The sequence below is a fragment of the Microbacterium sp. Leaf351 genome, assembly GCF_001423825.1.
Classification (GTDB): Bacteria; Actinomycetota; Actinomycetes; order Actinomycetales; family Microbacteriaceae; genus Microbacterium; species Microbacterium ginsengisoli.
This window is the reverse complement of record NZ_LMPK01000002.1, coordinates 91,006-93,297: the sequence shown is the minus strand read 5'-3', so window position 1 is coordinate 93,297 and position 2,292 is coordinate 91,006. Positions and strand designations below refer to the sequence as shown.

Below are 2,292 nucleotides of genomic sequence, written 5' to 3'. Positions count from 1 at the left end.
CCCTCGTGCGCGGGCCGCTCGTGACCAACCCCAACACGGGGGCGCCGTACTGGTACCCCTACCCGTTCCTCGACCCGAACGCGCAGGCGTCGGGCTACGCCGGGGTGGCGCTCTGGGTCGCGATCATCTCCGCGGCGTTCATCGTGGTCGGCGTCCTCGTGGTCTGGGTGGGGCGTCTGCGCACCCGCTCCTGACCGCGCCCGAGCGCGGGGCACGCGGCATCCGGCTCGGTAGGCTGGTGCCCATGTCGAAAGTGCTGCAGTCCCTCCCCGTCGGCGAGCGCGTCGGCATCGCGTTCTCGGGGGGCCTTGACACCTCGGTCGCGGTGGCCTGGATGCGCGACAAGGGCGCCATACCCTGCACCTACACCGGTGACCTCGGCCAGCCCGATGAGACCGACATCGATGCGATCCCGGGGCGCGCGCTCGAGTACGGTGCCGAGGTCTCGCGCCTGGTCGACTGCAAGACGGCCCTCGTCGAGGAGGGCTTCGTCGCGCTGACCTGTGGCGCGTTCCACATCCGCTCGGGCGGACGCACCTACTTCAACACCACCCCCATCGGCCGCGCCGTCACCGGCACGCTGCTCGTGCGCGCGATGAAGGAGGACGGCGTCGACATCTGGGGTGACGGTTCGACCTACAAGGGCAACGACATCGAGCGGTTCTACCGCTACGGCCTGCTCGCCAACCCCGCGCTGCGCATCTACAAGCCGTGGCTCGACGCCGACTTCGTGACCGAGCTCGGCGGCCGGCAGGAGATGAGCGAGTGGCTCGTCGCCCACGGCTTCCCCTATCGCGACAGCGCCGAGAAGGCCTATTCGACCGACGCCAACATCTGGGGGGCGACGCACGAGGCGAAGACCCTCGAGCACCTGGATGTCTCACTCGAGACCGTCGAGCCCATCATGGGCGTTCGCTTCTGGGACCCGTCCGTCGAGATCGCCGCGGAGGACGTCACCGTGACGTTCGAGGCCGGGCGTCCGGTGGCGCTGAACGGCGTCGAGTTCCGCGACCCGGTGGCGCTCGTGTTCGAGGCGAACCGCATCGGCGGCCGCCACGGCCTGGGCATGAGCGACCAGATCGAGAACCGCATCATCGAGGCGAAGTCCCGCGGCATCTACGAGGCGCCGGGTATGGCGCTGCTGTTCATCGCGTACGAGCGACTCGTGAACAGCATCCTCAACGAGGACACCCTCGCGACCTACCACGAACAGGGTCGCCGTCTCGGCCGCCTCATGTACGAGGGTCGCTGGCTCGAGCCCCAGTCGCTCATGCTGCGCGAGTCGATCCAGAAGTGGGTCGGGTCGACGATCACCGGCTCGGTGACGCTGCGCCTGCGTCGCGGCGAGGACTACACGATCCTCGACACGACGGCCGTCGGCATGTCGTACGCACCCGAGAAGCTCTCGATGGAGCGTGTCGGCGACGCCGCATTCGGCCCGGTCGACCGCATCGGCCAGCTCACGATGCGAAACCTCGACATCGCCGACTCCCGCGCGCGCCTCGAGCAGTACGCGGCGCAGGGTCTCATCGGCGGTCCGACGGGCGCTCTCGTCGGACGTCTCGAGTCGGGCGCCGCGGACGAGATCGTCGAGCACGCCGAGCCGTTCTCCGACGCGCGCGAGGCCCTCGCCGACGCGACAGACGCGGCGAACGAGTCGTCGGCCTTCGACGCCGGAACCGACTGAAAGCCATCGCCTCGAATTAACTTGCACAGCCCTGTGCAAGTTAGCGTAGACTGACGGGCATGCCCCCCGGTGTGCCCCCTGCCGCGCCCGCACGCGCGCGACGAGCGGATGCCGCGACCAATCGGGTCGCGCTCGTGCGGGCCGCGCAGACCGTGCTCGCCCGCGACCCCCACGCCTCGATCGACACGATCGCCCGCGAGGCCGGCCTCAGCCGTCGCGCCGTCTACGGTCACTTCCCCGACCGCGACAGCCTGGTGCGCGCGGTCATCGCGGTCGCCGCCGAGCGGTTCAACGCGATCGCGACGAGCACGCTCGACATCGACCCCGCGATCGCCCTCGCGACGCTCGCCGCACGGCTGTGGGCGGAGGCCGCACAGGTGCAGGCCTCCGCGAGCCTCGCCGTCGACGACGACCACGTCGACGAGACCGCCCGCTCCCTCGGGCCGTTGCGTGAGCGGCTGCGCGGGATCGTCGACCGCGGCGTCGCCGGCGGCGCATTCCGCGGCGACCTCCCGCCCGCCCTCCTCGCCCGCGTCATCGAGGAGGCCGCGCGCACAGCGCTCCGCGAGCTGACAGACATCGACGACGTCGACGCCCGCGATGTC

Annotated in this window: 1 protein-coding gene and 2 pseudogenes; all 3 read left to right on the top strand. The window is 70.6% G+C overall.

Going from position 1 to position 2,292, the window contains the following annotated elements:
* A pseudogene (locus tag ASG00_RS14690) lies at positions 1-194 on the top strand (Pr6Pr family membrane protein); the annotation flags it as partial.
* A 50-nt stretch (positions 195-244) separates the two neighbouring features.
* Complete coding sequence (argG, locus tag ASG00_RS00940; RefSeq protein WP_056206179.1) at positions 245-1,687, top strand: argininosuccinate synthase; 1,443 nt, start codon at positions 245-247, stop codon at positions 1,685-1,687.
* 59 nt (positions 1,688-1,746) lie between these two features.
* Positions 1,747-2,292, top strand: a pseudogene (locus ASG00_RS14160) (TetR/AcrR family transcriptional regulator); the annotation flags it as partial.

Bases quoted from the DNA above. Each gene is read 5' to 3' on its own strand.
- argG (WP_056206179.1), top strand. From the start codon at position 245: ATGTCGAAAGTGCTGCAGTCCCTCCCCGTCGGCGAGCGCGTCGGCATC.